This window comes from Pseudomonas sp. Pmew2 (assembly GCF_058129885.1).
Genome location: NZ_CM176702.1, coordinates 4986350 through 5008814, shown reverse-complemented (window position 1 = coordinate 5008814; position 22465 = coordinate 4986350). Strand labels below are relative to the sequence as shown.

Sequence of the window (22465 nt, the reverse complement as noted above, 5' to 3'; positions counted from 1 at the left end):
CTAGGGTCTGTTCCCGTTTCGACGTAACCCATTGATCTCTATGAGAACAGGCCCGTATTGTTGGAGTTCTCACACAACACCAATACGAGCCTGCAATGCCCCGATTAATGCTCAGTGATGAGCACTGGCCGAAGCTTCGAGAAATTTTGCTGCACGAATCGATCTACAACAAGCGAGATTTGCGCACCACGGTTGAAGGCATGCTGTACCGCATGCGTGTGGGTTGCCCTTGGCGAGACCTGCCGAAAGCGTTTGGAAACTGGAGCAAGGTCTACAAGCGGTTCAATGCCTGGTCTGCTTCAGGCAAGTGGGTCAAGGTGCTTGAGGTGCTGATGACCGATCCTGACATGGAGTGGGTTTTCATTGATGGCAGTTATGTAAAGGCTCATCAGCACAGTGCAGGTGCTGCCAGCACGCAGGACCAGGCCATCGGAAAAAGCCGAGCCGGTAACACCAGCAAGATTCACCTGGCTGTAGACGCTTGTGGGCTGCCCATTGCATTTGACGTGACCGGAGGCCAGACCAATGATTGTTCGCAGGCGGCCTCGTTGATTGCCAAGATGCCCAATGCAGAAGTGATCATTGCGGACAAGGGCTACGACACTGAAGCGATACGCGCTCAGGTCGAGCAGCAAGGCAGCAAAGTGGTGATTCCACGAAAGCGCAATTCTCTGAAAGGGAACGCAGATCTGGACAAAGGGTTATATCGCAATCGACATCTCGTAGAAAACGCCTTTGCCCGGTTGAAGCATTTCCGGGCGGCGGCTTCTCGGTTCGACAAACTCAAGAGAAACTATGAAAGCGTCATAGCAATGGCCTGCGCTTTTCTGTGGCTGCCAATGTGAAACGGGAACAGACCCTAGGGGATGTGCACGCATGAACTACGAGGAACAAAGTCAGGCCAACAGCGCACTGATCACCCGCTTTTATGAGGCGTTTGCGCAGCTGGATGCCGAGGCGATGAGTGCCTGTTATACCGATGACGTGCTGTTTAGTGACCCGGCATTTGGTGAATTGCGCGGGCCTCAGGTAGGCGACATGTGGCGCATGCTGACTTCCCGGGCGAAAAATTTCTCGGTGGTCTTCGATCAGGTGCGTGCCGATGATCGGGCGGGCACTGCGCACTGGGTGGCGACCTATCTGTTCAGTCAGACCGGGCGCACGGTGGTCAACGATATTGAGGCCCGATTCGTGTTCCGCGATGGCAAGATCTGCGAGCATCGCGATAATTTCGATATGTGGCGCTGGTCGCGTCAGGCCTTGGGTTTGAAGGGCCTGTTGCTTGGCTGGACGCCTTTGGTACGCAATGCCGTCAGGGCTCAGGCGCTCAAGGGTCTGAAGACCTTTTCAGAGAATCGCCGTGCCTGAGGTTGCCAGCACCGCGAGTGCGCCGACTTCCGAACAGGCAGTCGGCAAACCCTGGTTTGTCTATCTGGTGCGCGCTGCCAACGGCTCGCTGTACTGTGGCATCAGTGATGATCCGCAGCGCCGATTCGCTATGCACCAGAGCGGCAAGGGCGCGCGCTTTTTCTCTTCGAGCCCGGCAATGGCCCTGGTCTACGTCGAACAGTGGCCCAGCAAGGGTGAGGCGTTGCGTCAGGAGCGGCTGATCAAGAAACTCAGAAAAAGCGCCAAAGAGGCACTGGCAGCCAGTTACGCCTGATCCCCGATCCATGAGCGTGATGTCGTGCCATCAGCTTGAGTCTGTGGGCGGGCAGGGTGCTGCGGGTTAAGCTGTGTGCTTCCCGAGTGCGCAGAGGCTGAACATGTCCGAGTTGATTCTTCACCATTACCCCACGTCACTGTTTGCCGAAAAAGCCCGCCTGATGCTGGGTTTCAAAGGCCTCACATGGCGCTCGGTGACGATCCCGTCGATCATGCCCAAGCCCGACCTGACCGCGCTGACAGGCGGTTATCGCAGGACGCCGGTGTTGCAGGCTGGCGCAGATATCTACTGCGACACGGCACTGATGGCGCGCCGCCTTGAGCAGGAAAAGGCTTCGCCAGCGTTTTATCCGCAAGGTCAGGAGTTTTCGGTTGCCGGTCTGGCCGCCTGGGCTGATTCGGTGCTGTTCCTGCATGCCGTGAGCCTGGTGTTTCAGCCCGAATCGATGGCTGTAAGGTTTGCCAAGGTGCCGCCAGACGCTGCCAAGGCGTTCATTGCCGACCGATCCACGCTGTTCAACGGTGGCACGGCTTCACGCCCGCCTGTCGAGCAGGTCAAGCATCAATGGCCCACGCTGATGTCGCGTCTGGAGTTGCAGCTGTCGCGCGGTGGTGATTTTCTGTTTGGCGTACCTTCGATTGCCGATTTTTCGGTTGCTCATACGCTGTGGTTTCTCAAGCAGACGCCAGTGACTGCGCACTTTGTCGATGATTATCCGGGTGTCAGTGCCTGGCTTGATCGCGTTCTGGGGTTTGGGCACGGCACGTTCAGCGACCTGAGTTCGGCTGATGCCATTGAAATCGCCAGAAACGCAACGCCTGCGCCCCTGCCCGACGAAGTCTTTGTTGATCCGAATGGCTTCAAGGCGGGCGACCAGGTCGCTGTCTCGGCAGTCGACTATGGCGTTGAGGCGGTTGAGGGTGAATTGATCTTTACCGGGCGCGAAGAGTTGATCCTGCGCCGCGAAGATAAACGCGCTGGCGTCGTGCATGTGCACTTCCCGAGAATGGGATTTCGGGTCGAGAAGCGCTGAAGTTTACGAAGCTCTGCGTCGCACGCCGTTCTGGACGCTTTGCGTCCTCTCTTGAGTGTGCAGTGCGGCAAAGGTCTGTGACGCGGAGCTTTGGCACGTTATTCCAGGCTATTTCAATGCTGCCAGTATCTGATCCGGGTCGAATCCCCGGATCAAGGTGCCGTTGACGTCGATCAGCGGTATGCCTCTGCCACCCAGTGCTTCGTAGGCCTTGCGGCCTTCTTCGGACTTCTCGATGTCGAACTCCTGATACGCAATCCCTTTGCTGTCGAGAAAGCGCCGCGTCTGTTTGCAGTAGCCACACCAGTCAGTGGCGTACATCACCACTTTCGCCTGGCTGTAGCTCTGCGCAACGCTCGCTGGCGGCGGGTTGACGAAATTCTCGATCTTGCCCCAGTTCTGATAAACCACCACAACCAGCATGATCAGCGCGAACTTCTTGAGGGTGCGTATCAGCATGTCGGTTACCGTCGCTTCAACTGATCGGTCAGTTGGGTCGGCAGCCCCTTGATGATCAGGGTGCCTGCAGTTTCGTCGTACTCGATCTTGTCACCCAGCAGGTGAGCCTCGAAGCTGATCGACAGTCCTTCGGCGCGTCCCGTGAAGCGGCGGAACTGGTTGAGGGTGCGCTTATCCGCCGGTATTTCCGGGGACAGGCCGTAATCCTTGTTGCGGATGTGATCATAAAACGCGCGCGGACGCTCTTCGTCGATCAGTTCGGACAGTTCTTCCAGGCCCATCGGCTCGCCCATCTTGCTCTGGCTGCTGGCGTAATCGACCAGGGTCTTGGTCTTCTCGCGGGCTGACTCCTCCGGCAGGTCTTCACTTTCAACAAAGTCACTGAAGGCCTTGAGCAGGGTGCGGGTTTCGCCGGGCCCATCAACGCCTTCCTGGCAACCGATGAAGTCGCGGAAGTACTCGGAAACCTTCTTGCCGTTCTTGCCCTTGATGAACGAAATGTATTGCTTGGACTGTTTGTTGTTCTGCCATTCCGACAGGTTGATCCGCGCAGCAAGGTGCAACTGGCCCAGGTCCAGGTGGCGCGAAGGGGTGACGTCCAGCTCGGCATTCACTGCCACGCCTTCGCTGTGGTGCAGCAGGGCGATGGCCAGGTAGTCGGTCATGCCCTGCTGATAATGGGCAAACAACACATGGCCACCGACGGAAAGATTGGATTCTTCCATCAGCTTCTGCAGATGCTCGACCGCTGTGCGCGAGAACGCGGTGAAGTCGTTGCCACCGTCCAGATACTCTTTCAGCCAGCCGCTGAACGGGTGTGCGCCGGATTCTGGATGGAACAGGCCCCATGCCTTGCCTTGTTTGGCGTTGTAGCTCTCGTTGAGGTCGGCCAGCATGTTCTCGATGGCCTGGGACTCAGCGAGTTCGGAGTCGCGTGCATGGAGAACAGCGGGCGTACCGTCGGGTTTTTTATCGATCAGGTGGACGATGCAATGACGGATCGGCATGGGCTTCTCGGCTGAAAAAGGTGAAGAGCGTGCAGCTCGTTGCAAGACGGCAAGTGTAACGCACGCGTGCGCCACTTGGCCCCGGACAGGCTGGTTTTCGCCAGCAGGGCGTGTTTGCTGGATGTTTTTTGTGCAATTGGCATTAAAACCTGACCAAAAGGATAGGTAGAGGCGGATATTTGTCCGGCTCTGTGCTAGTTTTGCGCGGTCTTGCGCACTTAGCGCGTCAAGCATGCAGTTAGCGCACACGTAGGTCGAACCATTGCCCGGTTTCAGTATCTACACTTTCGCGATTAATCGTGGCTGCTAGCGGGTGGCCAGGTTCATTGCCTGGCCACGGGCCGACGTTGCGCTCTGCAATCCAAATGAATTTGATAGGGAAGGAACACCACCATGGCTCTTACTAAAGACCAATTGATCGCCGATATCGCTGAAGCTATCGACGCGCCAAAAACCACCGCGCGTAATGCTCTTGAGCAATTGGGCCAAATTGTTGCCGACCAATTGGAAAACGGCGTGGAAATCACTTTGCCAGGTATCGGCAAACTGAAAGTTGCAGAGCGTCCGGCTCGCACTGGCCGCAACCCTTCGACTGGCGCTGCCATCGAAATCGCTGCCAAGAAAGTTATCAAGTTCGTACCAGCCAAAGTGCTGACCGACTCGATCAACAAGTAAGCAACCGCTTGCTGTGAAAAAGCCGTGCACCGGTTAACCGGGCACGGCTTTTTTGTGGCCGTCTGATCACAGATCTGTGCCGCACGGCACACTCAAGAGAGGACGCAGAGCGTCCAGAACGGCATGCCGACGCAGAGCGTCGCACGATAGTCGAGTTTACGGCCTGCCGACGCGGCGTCGTACGGTAGTTGAGATTATCGTTCCTCACGCTCCAGCGTGGGAATGCCTTGCGTGACGCTCCGCGTCACAGATCTGTGCCGCACTGCATACTCAAGAGAGGACGCAGAGCGTCCAGAACGGCATGCGACGCGGAGCGCCGCACGATGATCGAGATTAAGGCCTGCCGACGCGGAGCGTCGCACGATAGTCGAGGCTAAGGCATGTCGGCGGAGCGTCGTACGGTAGTTGAGGTTATCGTTCCTCACGCTCCAGTGAACTGCCCCCAAGAAGTTGGACACCAATCCGACCTCACGGGGGTGTTCAAATGGGTAAGTATTCAGAGCAGTTCAAGCTCACTGTCGTCAAAGCGTATCTTGAAGACAACATGGGCTTTCGTATGGTAGCCCGCCAGTTCTCGATCGATTTCAGCCTGCTTCGACGCTGGGTCGCTAACTACAAGAGTCATGGTCACACCGGCCATCGCAAGCCTGGTCTTCGATACAGCGAAGCTTTCAAGCGCTCAGTGCTTGAGCACAGGCGTGAACACAAGCTATCGCTCCGTCAGGCCGCTGCGCATTTTGGTATCGGGGATCCCGGCCAAATAGTCATTTGGGAAAAGCGGCATTACAGTAGCGGTACAGCCCCGTATGTTCCTGCCAGAAGAAAGCCTGTCGCCATGCCAAAGAAGCCTTATCCCGCCAAACCAGTAACCGCCGACGATACGCAGAAGACGCGCGACCAGTTGATGAGCGAGCTTGAATATCTGCGCATGGAGAACGCTTACCTAAAAAAGTTGGAAGAGCTGAAGGAGCAGAAACGACGGCAACCGAAAAAGCCCTGAGCATCAAGCAACTGAGGGGCCGGTTCCCGCTTTGCGCTCTGCTGAGGCTGGCGGGCTTGGCACGCAGCACGTTTTACTATCAGGTTCAGGTGCAATCCAGACCCGATCCCTATGCTGCTTTGAAACAGTTAGTCGAAAGCATTTACCACGAGGAGAAAGGCCTTTATGGCGCTCGGCGTATCACGGCGGTCATTCGCACTGCAGGTATTTTGGTCAACAAGAAGGTTGTAGAACGACTGATGGCAGAACTGGGCCTGCGATCAGTGGTGCGCCCCAAAAAATACCGCTCCTATAAGGGCGTAATCGGAACCATTGCGCCGAATTTGCTGGAGCGCAATTTCAGCGCGCAACGCCCGAACCAGAAGTGGGTGACCGATGTGACTGAGTTCAAGGTAGGCAATCGAAAGCTGTATCTCTCACCCGTGATGGACTTGTACAACGGTGAAATCGTGGCGTATGAAGTGTCGACAAGGCCGAGCTTTGAGCTGGTCACCAGCATGCTGGACAAGGCGCTTCAGCAGTTGCAGGACGAGCCGAAGCTTGTGATGCACTCGGACCAGGGCTGGCAGTATCAACACGCGCAGTATCGCCATAAGCTATCGGTACGAGGCGTCAAACAAAGCATGTCCCGTAAGGGCAACTGCCTGGACAATGCGGCAATGGAAAGCTTTTTCGGTACACTGAAATCCGAGTTTTTCTACCTGAAACAGTTTGAAAGCATCGATGAGTTGAAAGCAGGTCTGGATGAGTACATCCACTACTACAACCATGACCGCATCAAGCTGAAGCTCAACGGCCAAAGCCCCGTAAAATACAGGGCTCAGGCGGCAAGCTAAAACCGTCCAACTTTTGGGGGGCAGTTCACCAGCGTGGGAATGCCTTGCGTGACGCTCCGCGTCACAGATCTGTGCCGCACTGCATACTCAAGAGAGGACGCAGAGCGTCCAGAACGGCATGCGACGCGGAGCGTCGCACGATAGTCGAGATTACGGCATGTCGGCGTGGCGCCGCACGATAGTCGATGCGGCACGATAGCCCTATCAGTGGGGTGTGCGCTGTGCCTTGTCGAGGAATGTCCAGGCCACGAAGCGGCTTTGTTTCTGGCCCTGGCCCATCTCGATGACTTTCACCTCACGCGCGCCGGCTTTTTTCAGGGCGCTCTGGATCGGTGGCAGGTTGGATGCCTTGGACACCAAGGTGCTGAACCATACCACCTGGCTTGGCAATGTGGCGCTTTCCTGAATCAGTCGGGTCACGAAGCCGATCTCGCCGCCTTCGCACCACAGCTCCTGAGATTGCCCACCGAAGTTGAGAACCGGCAGCTTGCGCTTGGGATCAGCCTTGCCCAGTGCGCGCCATTTTCGTTGGCTGCCACGCTGCGCCTCATCCAGCGAGGCATGGAAAGGAGGGTTGCAGAGGCTCACGTGGAAGCGTTCGCTGCTGTCGAGTAACCCGAGCAGGATCTGCTGCGGTTGTCCTGCTGGCGCACGCTGATGGCCTTGCTGAGGCCATTGGCTTTGATGATCGTGGTAGCCGCCGCGATGGCCGTGCTGTCGATGTCCGACCCAACGAACTGCCAGCCATAGTCGCTATGCCCCAGCAGCGGGTAGATGCAATTGGCTCCGGTGCCGATATCCAGCGCCTTGATGGATGCGCCGCGTGGGATCACGCCTTCATTGTCCTCGGCCAGCAAGTCGGCGAGGAAGTGCAGGTAGTCCGCACGCCCTGGAATAGGCGGGCACAGGTAATCGGCCGGAATGTCCCAATGGGCGATGCCATAGAACGCTTTGAGCAGCGCGCGATTGAACACCCGCACCGCCTGCGGATCGGCAAAGTCGATGCTTTCCTTGCCATACGGATTGAGTATCACGAAGGCTGCCAGCTCGGGGCTGGATTTGATCAGCTTCGCAAAGTCGTAATGACCCTGATGACGATTGCGCGGGTGCAAGGTGGCCTTTTCACGCGGCGCAGCAGGTTTGGCTGGCCGCTGAGGCTTTTTGCGCGGAGGTTTGCGGGTATCGGTCATGGGTTCGATGGTCAGCCGTGATGTCGAGTACAGAAATTCAGATAACAAAAAGCCAGCCCATAATCGGGCTGGCTTTTCTGGCCACCTTACAGGCTGGCGATGCGGGCGTGTTGCTCGGCCAGCTTGCCCAGTGCCTGTTCGGCTTCGGTCAGCTTGGCGCGTTCCTTGGCGATGACTTCAGGCGGTGCCTTGTCGACGAAGGCGGCGTTGGACAGCTTGCCGCCGACGCGTTGCACTTCGCCTTGCAGGCGCTGGATTTCCTTGTCCAGACGCGCCAGTTCGGCCCCTTTGTCGATCAGCCCGGCCATCGGCACCAGCACTTCCATGTCACCCACCAGCGCAGTGGCCGACAGTGGCGCTTCTGCACCCTCGGTCAGTACGGTCATCGATTCCAGCTTGGCGAGCTTCTTGAGCAGGTAATCGTTTTCGCTCAAACGACGCTGATCCTCGGCACTCACATTCTTGAGGAACAGTTGCAGCGGCTTGCCCGGGCCGATGTTCATCTCGCCACGGATGTTACGCACGGCGAGCATCAGGCCCTTGAGCCATTCGATATCGTCTTCGGCCGCCTGGTCAATGCGTGCTTCGTTGGCCACTGGCCAGGGTTGCAGCATGATGGTCTTGCCTTCTGCGCCCGCCAGCGGCGCAAGGCGCTGCCAGATTTCTTCGGTGATGAACGGCATGAACGGGTGCGCAAGGCGCAGCGCGACTTCGAGCACGCGGACCAGTGTACGGCGTGTGCCACGCTGACGTTCGACCGGTGCGGTTTCATCCCACAGCACAGGCTTGGACAGCTCCAGATACCAGTCGCAATACTGGTTCCAGATGAACTCGTACAGCGCCTGGGCCGCGAGGTCGAAGCGGAACTGATCCAGTTGGCGGGTCACTTCGGCTTCCGTGCGCTGCAATTGCGAGATGATCCAGCGATCAGCCAGCGACAGTTCGACAGCTTCGCCGTTCTGGCCGCAGTCTTCGCCTTTGTCCAGCACGTAGCGCGCAGCGTTCCAGATCTTGTTGCAGAAGTTGCGATAGCCTTCGACGCGGCCCATGTCGAACTTGATGTCGCGACCTGTGGACGCCAGCGAGCAGAAGGTAAAGCGCAGGGCGTCGGTGCCGTAGCTGGCGATGCCGTCGGCGAACTCCTGGCGGGTCTGCTTCTCGATCTTCTTCGCCAGTTGCGGCTGCATCAAACCACTGGTGCGTTTCTCTACCAGCGTTTCGAGGTCGATACCGTCGACGATGTCCAGCGGGTCAAGCACGTTGCCCTTGGACTTGGACATCTTCTGGCCCTGACCGTCGCGCACCAGACCATGCACATAGACGGTCTTGAACGGGACTTGCGGCGTACCGTCCTCGTTCTTCACCAGGTGCATGGTGAGCATGATCATCCGGGCGACCCAGAAGAAAATGATGTCGAAGCCAGTGACCAGTACGTCGGTGGAGTGGAAGGTCTCCAGTGCCTTGGTCTTTTCCGGCCAGCCGAGCGTGGAGAAGGTCCACAGGCCCGAGCTGAACCAGGTGTCCAGTACGTCGTTGTCCTGCTGCAGCGCGATTTCCGGCCCCAGGTTGTTTTTCGCCCGGACCTCGGTTTCGTCGCGGCCAACGTAAACCTTGCCGGACTCGTCGTACCAGGCCGGAATGCGGTGGCCCCACCACAGCTGACGGCTGATGCACCAGTCCTGGATGTCGCGCATCCACGAGAAGTACATGTTTTCGTACTGCTTGGGCACGAACGCGATGCGGCCGTCTTCGACAGCGGCAATCGCAGGCTCGGCCAGCGGTTTGGTGGAGACATACCACTGATCGGTCAGCCACGGCTCGATGATGGTGCCGGAACGGTCGCCTTTCGGCACCTTCAGGGCGTGATCATCGACGCTGACCAGCAGGCCGGCGGCATCAAACGCAGCAACGATCTGCTTGCGCGCTTCAAAGCGGTCGAGACCGGCGTAGTCCGCAGGCAGGCTGCCGTCGACGCTTTCGTTCAGCGTGCCATCAAGGTTGAAAACCTGAGCAGCAGCGAGAACGTTGGCATTCTTGTCGAAGATGTTCAGCAGCGGCAGGTTGTGGCGTTTGCCGACTTCATAGTCGTTGAAGTCATGCGCCGGGGTGATTTTCACGCAGCCGGTGCCGAATTCAGGGTCGCAGTAGTCGTCCGCGATGATCGGGATGCGGCGGCCTACCAGCGGCAGTTCGACGAACTTGCCGATCAATGCCTTGTAGCGCTCGTCCTGTGGGTTCACCGCAACGGCGGCGTCACCGAGCATGGTTTCCGGGCGAGTGGTGGCAACGATCAGGTAATCCAGACCTTCGGCGGTTTTTGCACCGTCGGCCAGCGGATAGCGCAGGTTCCACAGATGGCCTTTCTCGTCGTGGTTCTCCACTTCAAGGTCGGAAATCGCGGTGTGCAGCTTGGTGTCCCAGTTGACCAGACGCTTGCCACGGTAAATGAGGCCGTCTTCATGCAGGCGCACGAAGGCCTCCTTCACGGCGTCGGACAGGCCGTCGTCCATGGTGAAGCGCTCGCGGCTCCAGTCCACGGACGAGCCCAGACGGCGGATCTGACGGCTGATGTTGCCGCCGGACTCGGCTTTCCATTCCCAGATCTTGTCCAGAAACTTCTCGCGGCCCAGCTCATGACGGCTTATGCCTTGCGCTTCAAGACGACGCTCCACCAGCATCTGCGTGGCGATACCGGCGTGGTCGGTGCCCGGTTGCCACAGCGTGTTGCGACCCTGCATGCGACGGAAACGGATCAGGGCGTCCATGATCGCGTTATTGAAACCGTGGCCCATGTGCAGGCTGCCGGTGACGTTCGGCGGCGGGATCATGATGGTGTACGAGTCACCCACGCCTTGCGGAGCGAAGTAGTTCTCGGACTCCCAGGTCTGGTACCAGGAAGTTTCGATGGCGTGCGGCTGGTAAGTCTTGTCCATGCGCGGCGGGAACCTGTGGCATTGATTCGGAAACCGGTAAGTATAGACCTGACGGCAAGCGACAAGCCATAAGCGCCGGGCCACAACTGGCAGATCTGTCAGTTGGCGGCGAGTGGAGCAAGGGGCATGATCCGGTGTTCAAGTATCGATCGCAGGGCGAATGCGGCCATGAACAAGACTTCGGAAAGCAGGCGCGTACTGTGCCGATATCTCTATGACGCGCTGGATCGTATTGCCGTCGTCGACCCCGGAGCACAGGGTGCAGTGTCGCGTTTTTATCAAAAGAACCGTTTGACGGTCGAGATACAGGGCGCAACGCGTCGCCGTGTATTTCACGGTGAAAACCTTTTGTTAGCGGAGTATGAGACTGAAGGCGCTATCGCCCGGACGGACCTTCTGGCCACCGACCTGCAAAGCAGTGTATTGCATGCTTTGAGTTCGGAGGGGCACCAGCCGCTGGGCTATAGCCCTTACGGACATCGCTTGCCGGGCGGCCCCTTTTCCGGTTTCAACGGCGAGCGTGCGGACCCTGTGACCGGGCATTACCTGCTGGGTAACGGCTATCGCGCTTTCAACCCGGTGCTGATGCGATTCAATAGCCCGGACACCCTGAGTCCATTTGGACGGGGAGACCTGAATGCGTATGCCTACTGTCAGGGGGATCCGGTGAATCGGAGTGATCCTGATGGGCATATTTCATCGTTCAGGGTGCTTGGGCTGACTATGTTCCCCGGTAAAAAGTTTGCTTTTCAAAGGCTGCCGAACGAAATGGTTGCACAGGTGCTCACGTACCTGCCGTTAAAAGATGCAGCCGCACTGGCTTCAACGTCCTCGACGATGAGCAGCAGAGTATCGGGGCTGTCAAAAAAGCCATGGATTGATGTAATGGATCCAGACGCACTGTTGACCATCAACAAGGTTGCGAAAGGCGATACGGGCCTTTCTCCCGCCGTGCTCAGGACTGATGCCTTCAAAGCACAGTTTGAAAAGGCAGTGTCGAACATCACCTTACAGACAAATGAAAAAATCAGGATTGTTAGTCGTCAGGCACAATCAATTCTTGATGACGTGGCGCGTGTGCCGAATGCCAGTTACTCCCAATTTCAAAATGCGGTAGCTCGTAATCGGCGAGCGTATGCGGCGTCCACCGAAATACTGGAAAGTATTGATGGGGTAGTGGCCGAGCATAGGCGATTGAACGCAGAGTGGAATTCACTTATTCATCGTGAGGCAGACACCGGACGATTAGCAGCCAGGATCCGCTCCACATTGAATTCTCGATAACAGCGTATCCACGCGCATACGAGCCAGTTTCCTAACCACACACTTCACTTCTGCTGGGCCAATAACCGCTCCAGCCTTGCCTCCAGCCGACGCTTGATTTCAGCCTCGATGTGAGGGGCGAAGTCGGCGATCACGTCCTGCAGGATCAACTGCGCGGCGGCACGCAATTCGTTGTCCAGATGCAGCAGGGCATCCGGGTTCGGCAGTGCTTGAGGCTGGGCAGGCTGTTGAACGGTCTGAAGCTGCTCGACAGGTGCGGCTAGCACATCAGGCGTCAGCGTCGGGATGTCGTCTTCGTCGAAGTCCTGTTGATAAGTCGCGTCGGGGCGAGCGCCGACCACATCGAACAACAGGGGAATCTGGCCTTCCGGACGAGCCGGGTCGTTCGGCAGCGGGGAGTGTGCGGGGTCATCGCCGAGCAATTGGCGGATCGATTCCAGATCGTTCAGCAAATGCGCGGATTCAGCTTTTTTTGAAGTATCCATCGTGTCCTCAAAGGCGCTGCAGTCGGTGATCTTGCGGAGGATAGCCCTGTTCGCGATAGGAACGGAAACTCTCGCGTGCGGCAAGACGTATGGCGGGGTCTTCGACAACGACTTCGGCCACGCGGGCGAAACGTTTGAAGAAGGCCGGAATGCTCAGGTCGAGGTTGACCAGCAGGTCACTGTGTTCGCCCGAGTCGTCGCCCAGGCCCAGTACCACGGCAGCATCGTGATCGCTCTCGGCGTCGCCATGGGGTAGAAACACTTCACCTCTGAAACGCCAGAGCCGGGCATCGAGGTCCTCACGCTGCGCTGCATCGCTGCAATGCAGATAGACCTTGTGGCCCAAACGCCAGGCTTTTTCCGTGAGTTTGCAGGCAAAGTCCAGGCGCGCGGCAGGATCGGCGCTGGGCAGGATGTAAAAATCGACTTGGGTCATACAGGTTCCAGAACCAGTGGCGTATCGACCGTGAAGCCGACACGCCAGGGTGTCTTTTTATACGCCAGCGCGGTCGAGCAGGTACTGGGTCAGCAGCGGAACCGGACGTCCGGTGGCGCCTTTTTCCTTGCCGCCGCTCAGCCATGCAGTGCCGGCGATGTCCAGGTGAGCCCAGTCATAGGCCTTGGTGAAGCGCGACAGGAAGCAGGCCGCCGTGATGGTGCCGCCTTTCGGGCCACCGATATTGGCGATGTCGGCGAACGGGCTGTCGAGCTGCTCCTGGTACTCATCGAACAACGGCAACTGCCAGGCACGGTCATCCGCCTGTTTGCCCGCGTCGAGCAACTGATTGATCAGCGCGTCATTGTTGCCCAGCAGGCCGGAAGTGTGGCCGCCCAGCGCAACCACGCACGCGCCGGTGAGAGTGGCGATGTCGATGACTGCCTGTGGCTTGAAGCGTTCGGCGTAGGTCAGTGCATCGCACAGCACCAGACGGCCTTCAGCGTCGGTGTTGAGAATTTCGACCGTCTGGCCACTCATGGTAGTGACGATGTCGCCGGGACGTGTCGCGGTGCCGCTCGGCATGTTTTCGGCGCAGGCCAGAATACACACCAGATTGATCGGCAGTTTCAGTTCCAGTACGGCGCGCAGGGTACCGAATACGCTGGCAGCGCCGCACATGTCGAACTTCATCTCGTCCATGCCCGAGGCAGGCTTGATACTGATGCCGCCGGTGTCGAACGTAATGCCTTTACCGACCAGCACGAAGGGCTGATCACCTTTTTTGGCACCCTGATAGTTCATGACGATCAGGCGAGGTGGCTGGGCGCTGCCCTGAGCCACCGCGAGGAAAGAGCCCATGCCCAGTTCGGCCAGTTTCTTCTCGTCGTGAACTTCCACTTTCAGATTCTTGTGTGCCTTGCCCAGCGCCTTGGCTTCTTCGCCCAGGTAGGTCGGGTGGCAGATGTTAGGTGGCAGATTGCCCAGGTCGCGGGTCAGTGCCATGCCGGTGGCGATAGCCTTGGCGTGAGTGGAAGCGCGCTCGATGTCAGCTATGCGTACCTTGTCGGTCAGCAGGGTGATTTTTTTCAGAGCGCGAACTTCGGCTTTCTGGGTCTTGAAGCGGTCGAAGACGTATTCGCCATCCGCCAGGGCCTCGACCAGCAGACGAGCCGTGCCGTAGGTGTCGCGGTTTTTCACTGACAGGTCATCGAGCGCAATCGCAGCGTCGCTGCCGCCCAGGCCTTTGAGGCAGGTCAGTGTTGCACCGACGATTTTTTTCAGCTGGCGGTCCGACAGTTCACCTTCCTTGCCGGTACCGATCAGCAGAACGCGCTCTGCCTTGATGTTGGGCAGGTTGTGCAGCAGCAGGCTCTGACCGACCTTGCCCGCCAGATCACCGCGTTTGAGAATGAGGGAGATGGCTCCGCCGCTGAGGATATCGACAGCCTGGGCAGCACCAACCAGTACACGGCTTTCGCCGACGGTGACCACCAGCGTTGCGGTTTTCAAGGTTTCTGGGCTTACGCTTTTAACAACCAATTCCATGTGGGGTCCCCGAGTAGACGATGAGAGTCGCAATATGAATGATGTACGCGGGATGGCCTGAGTGTTTTCAAGGTGGATGCCCGCGGTAAGCCTTGCAGTTTGACCCCGCTGCACGACTGCTGACAACCCCGTAGAGCCGCCTGCTTTGCGTGTATGTGCGAACTATCCCCGGTGCGCAGTGACAGAAACACACAATCACAGGATAATGCCGCATATTTTTTGATGCCCACGCCTTTTGCCGGCGTGAATCTCTGGTTGCCGTGGCTCACAATTTTTCCCTGTTTGGCTGCCTGAGCCTGACAACTCTGGAGTGTCTGGTTTGATTGTCTTCCGTTATCTGTCCCGAGAAGTGCTGCTTACCTTGAGCGCGGTCAGCGCCGTGCTGCTGGTGTTCATCATGAGCGGACGCTTCATCAAGTACCTGGCGCAGGCCGCGTCCGGTGCGCTCGATCCGGGCGTGCTGTTCCTGATCATGGGCTTCCGCCTGCCAGGCTTTCTGCAGGTAATTCTGCCGCTGGGCCTGTTCCTCGGCATTCTCATGGCTTACGGGCGCCTGTACCTGGTAAGTGAAATGACCGTGCTGGCAGCCACCGGCATGAGTCAGCAACGGCTGCTTGCCATCACCATGGGGCCTGCCACGCTGGTCGGGCTGTTGGTCGCCTGGCTGAGTTTCAGTCTGGCTCCACAGGGCGCTACCCAGTTTTCGCTGCTGATCAACAAGCAGGACGCCATGACCGAGTTCGACACGCTGGTGCCGGGCCGTTTTCAGGCGCTGCGTGACGGTACACGTATCACTTACACCAAGGAACTGTCGGAAGACCGCTCGCAACTGGCTGGTGTGTTCATCTCTGAAAAACGCATGTCCGGCGACAAGAGCAAGGACAACGGTATTACCGTGCTGGTGGCAGAGAAGGGTCATCAGGAGGTAAGGCCCAATGGCAGTCGCTTCCTGATCCTCGAAAACGGCTACCGCTACGATGGCAATCCTGGTGCGGCTGATTACCGTGTGATCAAGTACGACACCTACGGGGCGATGCTGCCCAAGCCGGAAATCAGTGAAGAAATCACCGACCGTGAGGCCATTCCGACCAGCGAACTGATCGGCAACCCGGCACCGCGCTCTGTTGCCGAGCTGCAATGGCGTATTTCGCTGCCGCTGTCGGTGTTCATCGTCACGTTGATGGCTATTCCGTTGTCGCGCGTCAATCCGCGTCAGGGCCGTTACCTGAAGCTGCTGCCGGCGATCCTTCTGTACATGTCTTATCTGGCCATTCTGATCTCGGTGCGCAGTTCGCTGGAGAAGGGCAAGCTGCCGCTCAGCCTGGGCATGTGGTGGGTGCATGGCATCTACCTGTCCATTGGCCTGCTGTTGTTCTATTGGGAGCCTCTGCGTCTGAAGATGGCGAGTCGTCGCAGCGTCACGGAGGTGACTCGTGGTCAAGCTTGATCGATACATCGGTAAAAGCGTATTGCTGGCGATTCTTGCGGTTCTGGGAATCATTCTAGGGCTGGTTTCATTGTTCGCGTTCATCGACGAGATGGGTGATATCAGTGACACCTACACACTGGCGGATGCCCTCAGCTACGTCATGCTGACCGCGCCGCGGCGTGTCTACGACACCCTGCCAATGGCTGCCCTGATCGGTTGCCTCATTGGTCTGGGTACGCTGGCCAGTAGCAGCGAACTGACCATCATGCGTGCAGCAGGTGTGTCCATCGGGCGCATCGTCTGGGCGGTCATGAAGCCGATGCTGCTATTGATGGTTGCCGGTGTACTGGTCGGCGAGTACGTGGCTCCCTACGCCGAGAACCAGGCTCAGGCCGCTCGCTCGCTGGCTCAGGGCTCGGGTGATGCGCAGAGCGCCAGGCATGGTCTTTGGCACCGTCAGGGTGACGAATTCATCCACATCAACACCGTCCAGCCCAATGGTCTGATGCTTGGCGTGACACGTTACCGTTTCGACGATCAACGCCACATGCTGACGTCCAGCTTTGCCAAAGAGGCCAATTTCAAGACCGATTACTGGGAGTTGAAGGACGTCAGTACCACGCATTTCAATGACGGCCGTACCGAGGTCATCAATACGCCGGTCGAGCGCTGGGATGTAGCGTTGAGCCCGCAATTGCTGAGCACAGTGATCATGCCGCCCGAGTCGCTTTCGATCAGCGGTCTCTGGAACTACGCGCATTATCTGGCTGATCAGGGCTTGAGCAATGGCCGCTACTGGCTGGCGTTCTGGACCAAGGTATTGCAACCGGCTGTGACAGTAGCGCTGGTGCTGATGGCAATCTCGTTCATCTTCGGCCCGCTGCGTTCGGTTACGCTGGGGCAGCGCGTGTTCACGGGGGTGGTGGTCGGCTTTACCTTCCGCATCATTCAGGACCTGCTTGGTCCTTCCAGCCTGCTGTTCGGTTTCCCGCCGTTGCTGGCCGTGCTGATGCCTGCTGCAGCCTGTGCGCTGGCCGGTGTGTATCTGCTGCGCCGCGCCGGATAGCGTCGTGTAGCCGCAGTGAAAAAGCCGACCTTGAGTCGGCTTTTTCATGGGCGTACTCATGTACTTGCCGAGCGGAATCGCACATATAAAAAAGCCTCTGACATTGCTGTCAGAGGCTTTCTGTACGTACGAGAGTGTGTCGTATCAGGCTTCGGCTTGAACTTCGTCAGCCTGCATGCCTTTTTGGCCCTGCACGGCAACGAAGGTAACTTTCTGGCCTTCTTTCAGGCTTTTGAAGCCGTTACCCTGAATGGCGCGGAAGTGTACGAACAGATCCGGCCCGCTCTCAGGAGTGATAAAACCAAAACCTTTTTCATCGTTGAACCACTTGACGGTACCGCTCTGACGATCAGCCATTTTCTTATTTCCTTGACGCTTGACTTGAATTGGTTACAGCCTCTTTCACACGAAAGAGCACTGGGGCTGGTTGCAGGAAGTAAGAAACGTAGAACGGGTTGTAGCAAACCTAGAGCTACTGCCCAGGTCCAGATTCGGCGACCCATGCAAACACAGTCCGGAAACTCTACGCCAACTCTCGTTACAAATACAACCCCCCTGCCTTGTACCCTGTTTCCGGGGGGTAGAGCCTTATGCCCGGCGTGTTTGCCTGCTGTGCACGGTGTTTGGTCTGTCATAACATTTTGCACTTTATAGGTGCATTTTTGGCATATACAACAGACTGTTCACTCGGTTGAAACACGGCCGAAACAGTAGTGTGTAACAGCACCTGCGCAACAGCGAAGTATTGCTGTTTTTTTGACGCCGTTGTTTAGCCGCGAAAGTAACGTTGTGCAACGAAAGGCATTTTTGCAACGCGCATGGGCACTTTCTTGCCGCGCACCATTGCCCAGACCTGTGTATCCAGCGCGGTGTAAGCGTTGTTCAAATAACCCATGGCCAGCGGGCCAGCCAGGCTCGGGCCAAAACCGCCGCTGCAGACAGTGCCGATGACAGCGCCCTGTTCATCGACGATTTCTGTGCCCTCACGCACTGGCGTGCGCTCTTCGGGAAGCAGGCCGACACGTTTTTTGGCGACACCGTTCTGTTGCTGGGCAAAGACATGCTCTGCTCCCGGGAAGCCGCCTGCACGTGCACCGTCTGCGCGACGCACTTTGGAAATAGCCCATAACAGGCTGGCCTCTACGGGGGAGGTGTCGGTGTCCATGTCATGACCGTACAGGCACAGACCTGCTTCCAGTCGCAGCGAATCACGTGCGCCCAAACCGATCGGGGCAACTTCCGGTTCTTCCAGCAGGCGGCGCGCCAGGGCTTCAGCCTGTTCGGCCGGGACTGAAATTTCATAGCCGTCTTCGCCGGTATAGCCCGAGCGGCTGACATAGCATTGAACGTCCAGCAGCTTGACGCTGGCGAACTGCATGAAGGTCATCTTCGCCACTTCCGGCGCAAGGCGCGCCAGCACCGTGACAGCGGCCGGACCTTGCAGGGCGAGCAGGGCGCGTTCTTCGAACAGCGGTTCGATAGTGCAATGCCCCGCCAGGTGCTTGCGCAAGTGCGCCAGGTCCTGATTCTTGCAGGCCGCGTTGACCACCAGCATCAGTTGATCATTACCGAGATTGGCAACCATCAGGTCATCGAGAATGCCGCCAGCATCGTTGGTGAACATCGCATAGCGTTGCATGCCGACTGACAGGTCAATGATGTCCACTGGCACCAGGGCCTCAAGGGCCTTGGCAGCATCTGTACCGGTAAGACGAATCTGGCCCATGTGCGAGACATCGAACAGGCCGGCCTGCGCGCGAGTGTGCAAATGTTCTTTCATTACGCCAGCCGGGTATTGCACGGGCATGTCGTAACCGGCGAAGGGCACCATCTTCGCGCCGAGTTCGCGGTGAAGGGCGTGCAGGGGAGTGGTCAGCAGGGTTTCTGTGGACATGTTCAATTCCTTGTTGAGCGGGCCATGCAGAACGGCATTGCCTGCGCACACTCACTATCGAGTGCGCACAGGCATGCCAGGGCACGGGCTATCAGGCTTCCTGATAGCTCTCGATGGACGGGCAGGCACAGACCAGATTGCGGTCGCCGAAGACGTTGTCGACACGGCCGACCGGAGGCCAGTACTTGTTCTCGATCAACGAATCAACCGGATACACCGCCTGTTCGCGGCTGTAAGGATGGCTCCACTGGCCGACGATTTCCGCAGCGGTGTGCGGTGCGTTTTTCAACGGGTTGTCGTCTTTGTCCAGTGTGCCGTTTTCAACCGCGCGTATTTCTTCACGGATCTTGATCATGGCGTCGCAGAAACGGTCCAGTTCCTCTCTGGACTCGCTCTCGGTCGGCTCGATCATCAAGGTCCCGGCAACCGGGAACGACATGGTCGGGGCATGGAAGCCAAAGTCGATCAGACGCTTGGCCACGTCATCGACGCTGATGCCGCTGCTGTCCTTGATAGGGCGCAGGTCAAGGATGCATTCGTGGGCAACCAGCCCGTTGGTGCCGGTGTACAGCACCGGGTAGTGCTCTTCCAGGCGGCGCGAAATGTAGTTGGCGTTGAGGATCGCCAGTTGCGAAGCGCGTTTCAGGCCTTCGCCGCCCATCATGCGGATGTACATCCAGGTGATTGGCAGGATGCTGGCGCTGCCGAACGGGGCTGCGCAGACTGCGCCTTCCTTGCGCTCCATGCGTGCATGGCCCGGCATGAACGGGGCGAGATGGGATTTGACGCCGATCGGACCAACGCCTGGGCCACCGCCGCCGTGCGGAATGCAGAAGGTCTTGTGCAGGTTGAGGTGCGATACATCGCCACCGAATTTGCCCGGAGCGCACAGGCCGACCATGGCGTTCATGTTGGCGCCGTCGATGTAGACCTGACCGCCGTTGTCATGAACGATGCCGCAGATTTCACGGATGCCTTCTTCGAAAACGCCGTGGGTCGACGGGTAGGTGATCATGATCGCCGCAAGCTGGTCGCGGTGTTGAACGGCCTTGGCGCGCAGGTCTTCGATATCGACGTTGCCACGTGCATCGCAGGCGGTGACCACGACACGCATACCGGCCATGTTGGCTGTGGCCGGGTTGGTGCCGTGTGCCGATGAAGGGATCAGGCAGATATCGCGATGCTCATCGCCACGGCTCTGGTGATAAGCGCGGATGGCCAGCAGGCCGGCATATTCACCCTGGGAGCCGGCGTTCGGTTGCAGCGAGATTGCGTCATAGCCGGTGGCCGCACAGAGCATGGCCTCTAGCTCGTCGGTCAATTGTTGATACCCGGCACTTTGCTCGGCCGGGGCGAACGGGTGCAGGTTGCCGAATTCGGCCCAGGTCACCGGGATCATTTCGCTGGCGGCGTTGAGCTTCATGGTGCACGAGCCCAGTGGAATCATGGTGCGGTCCAGCGCCAGGTCCTTGTCGGCCAGCTTGCGCAGGTAGCGCATCAGTTCGGTTTCAGAGTGGTAGCGGTTGAACACCGGGTGGCTGAGGATTGCCGACTGGCGCAGCAGTGCAGCGGGCAGGCGCGACGGGACGCTGGCTGCCAGTGCGGTGAAGTCCGGCAGGTTCTGACCGTCGCTGGCGAAGATTTCCCACAGCGTTTCAACTGCCGACTGCGAGGTGGTTTCGTCCAGTGACAGACCCAGGTGCTGGTCGTCGATTTCACGCAGGTTGATGTGCCTGGCGCGAGCCGCTGCGTGCAGCGCCGCGGTCCTGCTGCCGGTGTTCAGGGTCAGGCTGTCGAAGAAGAATGCCTGCTCGGCCTTCAGACCCAGCGTACTCAAGCCTTCGGCAAGGATCGCGGTCAACTGGTGAACGCGTTTGGCGATCTGTGTCAGGCCGCGCGGGCCGTGGTAGACGGCATACATGCTGGCGATGTTGGCCAGCAGCACCTGCGCAGTGCAAATGTTGCTGGTGGCCTTTTCGCGACGAATATGCTGTTCGCGGGTCTGCATGGCCAGACGCAGGGCCTGCTTGCCGTGACGGTCCACCGATACGCCGACCAGGCGGCCCGGCATGTCGCGCTTGAAGGCATCGCGGGTTGAGAAGTAAGCCGCATGCGGGCCGCCGAAGCCCAGCGGTACACCGAAGCGTTGTGCGCTGCCGATGGCCACGTCGGCGCCAAATTCGCCTGGCGGGGTCAGCAACGTCAGTGCCAGCAAGTCGGCAGCCACGGCGACCAGCGCGTTGGCAGCATGGAAACGTTCGACCAGCTCGCGGTAATCGAACACGTCGCCGTTGCTGGCCGGGTATTGCAGCAACGCGCCAAAGTAATCGCTGACGTCGCCCAACTCGGCTTCGTCCGCCACCACAACAGTAATGCCCAATGGCTCGGCACGGGTACGCAACACATCAAGTGTCTGCGGGTGGCAGTGGCTGGACGCGAAAAACTGTTGGCTAGCCTTGTTTTTGCTCAAACGTTTGCAAAAGGTCATTGCCTCGGCGGCCGCGGTGGCTTCGTCGAGCAGAGAGGCGTTGGCAATCGGCAGGCCGGTCAGGTCGCTGATCAGCGTCTGGAAATTGAGCAGTGACTCCAGACGGCCTTGGGAAATCTCCGGCTGGTATGGGGTATAGGCGGTGTACCAGGCCGGGTTTTCCAGCAGGTTGCGCAAGATCGGTGCCGGCGTGTGGGTGTTGTAGTAACCCTGGCCGATGTAGGTCTTGAACAGTTGATTCTTGCCGGCGATGGCCTTGATGGACGCCAGCGCATCGGCTTCGCTCTGCCCGGCAGGCAGGTCCAGCACGCTGGTGCCCTTGATGCTTTCCGGGATAACGCTTTCGCTCAGCGCTTCAATGGAGTCGAAACCCAGCGTCTGCAACATGGCCTGCTCGTCGGCAGCGCGCGGGCCAATGTGACGGGCGATGAATTCGTTGGCAGTGGTCAGTTCAATACGGTCAGTCATGGCGTGCTCCTCAGGCTTGGGCGTTGGCTTTGATCAGGCGGTCGTAGGCGTCCTGATCCAGCAGGCCGTGGATGGCGTCGGCATCCTGTGGAATGAAACGAAAAAACCAGCCTGCACCGAGAGCGTCTTCATTGACCAGCTCCGGCGTGTCATCGAGGACTGAATTGACCTCGACCACTTCACCGTCCAGCGGCATATTGATGCTGCTGGCGGCTTTCACCGATTCCACCACTGACACTTCAGCGTGTTGAGTGTAGGCCTGCAAATCCGGGAGCTGCACGAAGACTACGTCGCCCAGCGACTCTTGCGCATAGGGCGTGATGCCGACCGTAATGCTGCCGTCGGCTTCGGCACGCAGCCATTCATGGTCAACGGTGAATCGCAACTCGCTCATACAAACTCCTCGGAGAACAGCGCTCGCGCAGCACGCGAACAATATGAGCTATGGCTAAGCAATTTAGCGGCCATGTTTTATTTTTTCATATAAATCAAATAGTTACTGATTATTAGGTCAGTACGGTCGATTTCATCTGTAGCGAAATCGCTACACCGTTCACGTATTTGAAAA

Annotated in this window: 19 protein-coding genes and 1 pseudogene; 9 read left to right on the top strand and 11 right to left on the bottom strand. The window is 58.3% G+C overall.

All coding sequences use genetic code 11. From position 1 onward, the window contains the following. Positions 1 to 95 precede the first annotated feature (95 nt). From AC4ANK_RS23170 to AC4ANK_RS23155, 4 genes are all read left to right on the top strand, one after another. Complete coding sequence (locus AC4ANK_RS23170) at positions 96 to 845, top strand: IS5 family transposase (RefSeq protein WP_460382697.1); 750 nt, start codon at positions 96 to 98, stop codon at positions 843 to 845. A 31-nt stretch (positions 846 to 876) separates the two neighbouring features. After that, positions 877 to 1368 (top strand): nuclear transport factor 2 family protein, encoded by a 492-nt coding sequence (locus tag AC4ANK_RS23165; protein WP_002552274.1) that lies wholly within the window; start codon positions 877 to 879, stop codon positions 1366 to 1368. Beyond that, positions 1361 to 1663, top strand: coding sequence for a GIY-YIG nuclease family protein (locus AC4ANK_RS23160; RefSeq protein ID WP_002552275.1), 303 nt, complete (start codon positions 1361 to 1363; stop codon positions 1661 to 1663). Before AC4ANK_RS23165 ends, AC4ANK_RS23160 begins: the two co-directional genes overlap by 8 nt. Before the next feature lie 103 nt (positions 1664 to 1766). Then, positions 1767 to 2699 (top strand): glutathione S-transferase family protein, encoded by a 933-nt coding sequence (locus AC4ANK_RS23155; protein WP_002552276.1) that lies wholly within the window; start codon positions 1767 to 1769, stop codon positions 2697 to 2699. Between the two features lie 108 nt (positions 2700 to 2807). Here the strand turns inward: AC4ANK_RS23155 and AC4ANK_RS23150 are convergent, their stop codons facing one another. Beyond that, a complete protein-coding gene (locus AC4ANK_RS23150) occupies positions 2808 to 3158 on the bottom strand; it encodes a glutaredoxin family protein (RefSeq protein ID WP_002552277.1) in 351 nt (116 codons plus the stop codon). Positions 3159 to 3163: 5 nt separating this feature from the next. Beyond that, positions 3164 to 4165 carry a nucleoid-associated protein YejK gene (gene yejK, locus AC4ANK_RS23145; protein WP_002552278.1) on the bottom strand — a complete coding sequence of 334 codons (1002 nt, stop codon included), beginning with the start codon at positions 4163 to 4165 and terminating at the stop codon, positions 3164 to 3166. A 393-nt stretch (positions 4166 to 4558) separates the two neighbouring features. Between yejK and AC4ANK_RS23140 the strand changes: the two genes are divergently transcribed. Further along, complete coding sequence (locus tag AC4ANK_RS23140; protein WP_002552279.1) at positions 4559 to 4840, top strand: HU family DNA-binding protein; 282 nt, start codon at positions 4559 to 4561, stop codon at positions 4838 to 4840. Between the two features lie 484 nt (positions 4841 to 5324). After that, positions 5325 to 6676 (top strand): IS3 family transposase gene (locus tag AC4ANK_RS23135; protein WP_095077641.1). Its coding sequence is split into 2 segments (ribosomal slippage): positions 5325 to 5784 and positions 5784 to 6676, totalling 1353 coding nucleotides; the frame shifts between segments, so codons are not numbered across the junction. Between the two features lie 204 nt (positions 6677 to 6880). Here AC4ANK_RS23135 and rlmF read toward each other — a convergent pair. Next, a pseudogene (rlmF, locus tag AC4ANK_RS23130) lies at positions 6881 to 7866 on the bottom strand (23S rRNA (adenine(1618)-N(6))-methyltransferase RlmF). An 86-nt stretch (positions 7867 to 7952) separates the two neighbouring features. Beyond that, positions 7953 to 10799, bottom strand: a complete 2847-nt coding sequence (locus AC4ANK_RS23125) for a valine--tRNA ligase (protein WP_002552281.1) — start codon at positions 10797 to 10799, stop codon at positions 7953 to 7955. Between the two features lie 168 nt (positions 10800 to 10967). On the opposite strand from AC4ANK_RS23125, the gene AC4ANK_RS23120 reads away from it, so the two are divergent. Beyond that, positions 10968 to 12083 (top strand): RHS repeat-associated core domain-containing protein, encoded by a 1116-nt coding sequence (locus AC4ANK_RS23120; protein WP_031595936.1) that lies wholly within the window; start codon positions 10968 to 10970, stop codon positions 12081 to 12083. 44 nt (positions 12084 to 12127) lie between these two features. Here the strand turns inward: AC4ANK_RS23120 and AC4ANK_RS23115 are convergent, their stop codons facing one another. The 3 genes from AC4ANK_RS23115 to AC4ANK_RS23105 are packed head-to-tail and all read right to left on the bottom strand — an operon-like array spanning position 12128 to position 14552. Continuing rightward, complete coding sequence (locus AC4ANK_RS23115) at positions 12128 to 12568, bottom strand: hypothetical protein (RefSeq protein ID WP_002552283.1); 441 nt, start codon at positions 12566 to 12568, stop codon at positions 12128 to 12130. A gap of 7 nt (positions 12569 to 12575) precedes the next feature. After that, positions 12576 to 13004: a DNA polymerase III subunit chi gene (locus AC4ANK_RS23110; protein WP_002552284.1), complete on the bottom strand. Its 429-nt coding sequence runs from the start codon at positions 13002 to 13004 to the stop codon at positions 12576 to 12578. Positions 13005 to 13061: 57 nt separating this feature from the next. Continuing rightward, positions 13062 to 14552, bottom strand: coding sequence for a leucyl aminopeptidase (locus AC4ANK_RS23105; protein WP_002552285.1), 1491 nt, complete (start codon positions 14550 to 14552; stop codon positions 13062 to 13064). Between the two features lie 319 nt (positions 14553 to 14871). On the opposite strand from AC4ANK_RS23105, the gene lptF reads away from it, so the two are divergent. Beyond that, on the top strand, positions 14872 to 15999 hold the full coding sequence (gene lptF / locus AC4ANK_RS23100) for an LPS export ABC transporter permease LptF (protein ID WP_460384399.1): 1128 nt from the start codon (positions 14872 to 14874) through the stop codon (positions 15997 to 15999). Further along, complete coding sequence (gene lptG / locus AC4ANK_RS23095; protein WP_002552287.1) at positions 15986 to 17047, top strand: LPS export ABC transporter permease LptG; 1062 nt, start codon at positions 15986 to 15988, stop codon at positions 17045 to 17047. The genes lptF and lptG overlap by 14 nt, the downstream gene beginning before the upstream one ends. Before the next feature lie 144 nt (positions 17048 to 17191). On the opposite strand, the gene AC4ANK_RS23090 is transcribed toward lptG, so the two are convergent. From AC4ANK_RS23090 to gcvH, 4 genes are all read right to left on the bottom strand, one after another. After that, the gene (locus tag AC4ANK_RS23090; RefSeq protein WP_002552288.1) at positions 17192 to 17404 is read right to left on the bottom strand and encodes a cold-shock protein; all 213 of its coding nucleotides are present in this window, start codon (positions 17402 to 17404) and stop codon (positions 17192 to 17194) included. Positions 17405 to 17816: 412 nt separating this feature from the next. Beyond that, entirely contained in the window at positions 17817 to 18941 is a 1125-nt protein-coding gene (gene gcvT / locus AC4ANK_RS23085) for a glycine cleavage system aminomethyltransferase GcvT (RefSeq protein WP_002552289.1), read from the bottom strand. 91 nt (positions 18942 to 19032) lie between these two features. Further along, on the bottom strand, positions 19033 to 21897 hold the full coding sequence (gcvP, locus tag AC4ANK_RS23080; protein WP_002552290.1) for an aminomethyl-transferring glycine dehydrogenase: 2865 nt from the start codon (positions 21895 to 21897) through the stop codon (positions 19033 to 19035). Positions 21898 to 21907: 10 nt separating this feature from the next. Continuing rightward, positions 21908 to 22291 carry a glycine cleavage system protein GcvH gene (gcvH, locus tag AC4ANK_RS23075; RefSeq protein ID WP_002552291.1) on the bottom strand — a complete coding sequence of 128 codons (384 nt, stop codon included), beginning with the start codon at positions 22289 to 22291 and terminating at the stop codon, positions 21908 to 21910. Positions 22292 to 22465 lie beyond the last annotated feature (174 nt).